The sequence below is a fragment of the Thermoanaerobacterium thermosulfurigenes genome, from assembly GCF_051201035.1.
Classification (GTDB): Bacteria; Bacillota; Thermoanaerobacteria; order Thermoanaerobacterales; family Thermoanaerobacteraceae; genus Thermoanaerobacterium; species Thermoanaerobacterium thermosulfurigenes.
On the sequence record NZ_JBPODR010000060.1, the window covers coordinates 1 to 4,091 of the forward strand.

Genomic DNA, 4,091 nt, shown 5'->3' on the forward strand with positions numbered 1-4,091 from the left:
AAACAATATTCAATTATCAAGGTTCAATTAAATTTTGTAATCTTTTTAAAGATCGATCTTTTTAGTTGATTACAAATCATATTATACGAGGAGGTATGTTTTATGAAAAAATTCTTAATTTTTCTAGCAACATTGTTGATAGTTTTTAGTTCTATGACTGGTTGTTCTTCAAAGTCGTCTACAAATAGCTCTAATAGTAGTTCAGCTAATAATGGAGGCTCTGCGAAAAAACATTATGTGTTTGGTTATACAAGCATGACACAAAATAATCCTTATTTCCAGGTTGTTTTTAATGCAATGAAGGAAGAAATTGAGAAGCATGGAGACAAAATAATAATGATGGATCCGGAAATGGATCAACAGAAACAAATTGATCAAATCAACAATTTAATAACACAAAAGATTGATATTATGTTATTAAATCCCGTTGATTGGGAGGGAGTTACACCTGCTCTTGATGCACTAAAAAAAGCAAATATTCCTATTGTAAATTTTGATACTAAGGTAAAAGATATGAGTTATGTAACAGCATATGTTGGTTCTGATAATAAGAATGCTGGAAAAGTTTGTGGTGAAGACTTAGTTAAGAGATTTCCCAATGGTGGTAATATAGTTATATTAGATAGCCCATCAATGAATTCAATAAACGATAGAGTATTAGGATTTAAAGAAGCTATTCAAGGACATAATTTTAATATTGTTGCCGAACAAGATGCAAAAGGTGATCTCCAAACAGCTATGACAAAAATGCAAGATATTATTCAAGCACATCCTGATATTATTGCTGTTTTTGGTGGAAATGATCCTACAGCTTTGGGAGCATTAGCTGCTTGTAAATCTGCTAATTTTACAAAACCAGTAATATACGGAGTAGATGGTTCTCCAGATGCCAAGAAAGAAATTGCTAGTGGTTCGCAGTTTGTTGGAACAGGAGCTCAATCTCCGATATCTATAGGTAAATTGGCGGTTGAAGTTGCATATAAAATATTAAATCATCAACCATATGAAAAGAATATTCCTGTAAAAACATTTTTAATTAATAAAGATAATGTAAATCAGTATGGAACTGATGGATGGCAATAAAATAAATAATATATAATAATATATAAATATATCACTATTGCGCAGAGGAAATATTCCTCTCGCAGTAGTGATATATATAAATATATTTACCTAATAAATTATCAAAAATTAATGAATTTAAAGTTTAATTTGTTAATAATAATTTTATATTTATAATTTATAAGAATATATTGTATATATAATGATTTTTAAGTTATTTGATTATTTAAAGTTTTAAAATACGTGAGAATGTAATTTAACTATTATTTAAAAAAATATTTATATAGATTTATAAAAAATTAAGAAGGTGATTGGATTGTCAACCTATTTACTTGAGATGAGAAATATTTGTAAAAGCTTTCCTGGTGTACAAGCATTAAAAGATGTTAATTTTGATTTGAATCCTGGTGAAGTGCATGCTTTGCTTGGTGAAAATGGCGCAGGCAAATCTACGCTAATAAAGATTTTAGGCGGAATATATAAAATGGATGAAGGGGATATCTATATAAATGGGAATAAAGTGATTATTAATTCTGTACATGATAGCAAGAAATACGGTATAAGTATTATTCATCAGGAACTTATGCTTATTCCTTATATGACTGTAGCTGAAAATATTTTTCTGTTTCGTGAATTTGTTGATAAATGGGGATTGGTTAATAAGAAACTAATGAATGAGAATGCACAAGCAATTTTGAAAGAATTTAATTTTGATATTGATCCTAAGACAATTGTATGTAATTTAACAATAGGGCAACAACAGATGATAGAAATTATTAAAGCTGTAACTTCTAATTCTAAGATTATAGTAATGGATGAACCTACTTCATCACTTTCGGAAGAAGAAGTATCAACACTGTTTAATGTAATAAAACAATTGAAACAGAATGGAGTAGGTATAATATATATATCACATAGAATGTCTGAACTAGAAGAAATAGCAGACAGAGTTACAGTTTTAAGAGATGGGCAATATGTGGGAACAAAGTTAATGGATGAAACAAATAATGATGAATTAATTTCAATGATGGTTGGCAGAAAAATCGAAAATTATTATACAAGGACATTTGATAAACAGGGTGAGGTAATTTTTGAAGTTAGAAATTTAACTAGAAAGGGTGTAATAGATAATGTTAGTTTTGATTTAAGAAAAGGTGAAATATTAGGATTTGCAGGATTGATTGGGGCAGGACGTTCAGAAACTGCTAGGTGTATTTTTGGGATTGATAAATATGATTCCGGAGTTTTCCTTATCAACAACAAAGAAATAAAAATAAAAAATACGGTTGATGCTATTAAAAATGGTATTGCATTAGTACCAGAAAATAGGAAAGAAGAGGGCTTATTTTTGTTGCAAGATTGTAAATTTAATATATCGTTTCAAATAATAGATAAATTTATTAAATTGTTTTTTATAGATAGGAAATATGAACTACAGATAGCTGAAAAATATATTAGAGAATTAACAATAAGAACACCATCAGTGAAACAAAAGGTTGGTTATTTAAGTGGTGGAAACCAACAAAAAATTGTAATTGCAAAATGGTTAAGTATTAATCCAAAAATTATAATTTTAGATGAACCGACACGTGGAATTGATGTTGGTGCAAAAGCAGAAATATATAGGATAATTGATGATTTAAGAAAGCAAGGTGTTTCGATAATAATGATATCATCAGAGCTTCCTGAAATTATTAATATGAGTGACAGAGTTGTTGTAATGAGTCATGGGAAAATTACTAAAATATTAAATAAAGAAGAGCTAAGTCAGGAAAATATTATGCATTATGCATTAGGAGGTATATAAAATGGTCACTGAAAATAAAGATATTAAAAAAATCAATACATCCAAAGGGATTTTCAATTCAATATTATCTTATTTTAAAGAAAATATGGGGATATTGATATTTTTAATTTCAATATCTGTTATAATGTCTTTTGCTTCTCCGTATTTTTTAACAACAAATAATTTACTGAATTTATTAATAGCAACATCAAGTAATATTATAATTGCTTGTGGTATGACTTTAGTAATTATTTTAGCAGGTATAGATATATCTGTAGGTTCAATAATTGCTTTTTCCGGAGTAATTACGGCAATGATGATTGCATGGTTTCATTTGCCTTTATTGATTGCTATTATTTTGGGCATATTATCCGGATTAATTATAGGAATGTTTAACGGATTTGTTATAAGCGAAACTACAATTCCTCCTTTTATAGTAACTTTAGGAACGATGAATGTTGCGCGTGGTTTAGCATATGTTTCGACAAATGGACAGCCTATAAGAGTTATGTCAAATTCGTTTAATTTTATTGGCTCAGGTTATGTTTTTGGTATACCAATGCCAGTTATATACTTTATTGTTTTATTTGTAATTACATTAATAATATTAAATAGGACAAAGCTTGGTAGATATATATATGCAATAGGAGGAAATACAGAAGCCGCTAGGTTTTCCGGTATTAATATCAAACGGGTTCAATTTTTTGTTTATTCTTTTAGCGGATTAATGGCTGGAATCGCTGGTGTTGTGCTTGCTTCTCGTATGTATTCTGGGCAGCCAACAGCCGGAAATGGTGCAGAAATGGATGCGATTGCTGCTGTTGTTTTGGGTGGAACAAGTTTTATGGGAGGACAAGGTAAATTAGGTGGAACGCTAATAGGTGCGTTAGTTATGGGCGTAATTAATAATGCATTAAATCTATTAAATGTCAACTCATTTTGGCAATATATTGTAAAGGGATTTATTATTATAATTGCAGTGTACTTTGATTTTATAAGGAAAAGGAAATCAGCACTAAGCTAATTACAATACTATTTATGATTCTGCTGCAAAAAGTCTTTTTTCTTGATTTATATGAAATAAAGTATTTTTTAACAATATAATAATCGAAACTATATAGATAAACATTGAAATATGTAATTTATAACTATAGATGAGAAAAATTGATAACAAATATTACCATCAAATAGATGCACTACACCTATGCTAACTGTAGTTCTGCTAAAATTTCATCAATAGGTA

At 28.7% G+C, this 4,091-nt stretch carries 3 protein-coding genes; all 3 read left to right on the top strand.

Annotation, left to right across the window (positions count from 1 at the left end):
- Positions 1-102 precede the first annotated feature (102 nt).
- Complete coding sequence (locus HNR52_RS12015) at positions 103-1,083, top strand: sugar ABC transporter substrate-binding protein (RefSeq protein WP_435620711.1); 981 nt, start codon at positions 103-105, stop codon at positions 1,081-1,083.
- A gap of 295 nt (positions 1,084-1,378) precedes the next feature.
- Positions 1,379-2,869, top strand: coding sequence for a sugar ABC transporter ATP-binding protein (locus HNR52_RS12020; RefSeq protein ID WP_435620712.1), 1,491 nt, complete (start codon positions 1,379-1,381; stop codon positions 2,867-2,869).
- Between the two features lies 1 nt (position 2,870).
- Complete coding sequence (locus HNR52_RS12025; protein ID WP_435620713.1) at positions 2,871-3,872, top strand: ABC transporter permease; 1,002 nt, start codon at positions 2,871-2,873, stop codon at positions 3,870-3,872.
- Positions 3,873-4,091: the final 219 nt, after the last annotated feature.

Coding starts and splice junctions, on each gene's coding strand:
- HNR52_RS12015 (WP_435620711.1), top strand. CDS start 103: ATGAAAAAATTCTTAATTTTTCTAGCAACATTGTTGATAGTTTTTAGT.
- HNR52_RS12025 (WP_435620713.1), top strand. CDS start 2,871: ATGGTCACTGAAAATAAAGATATTAAAAAAATCAATACATCCAAAGGG.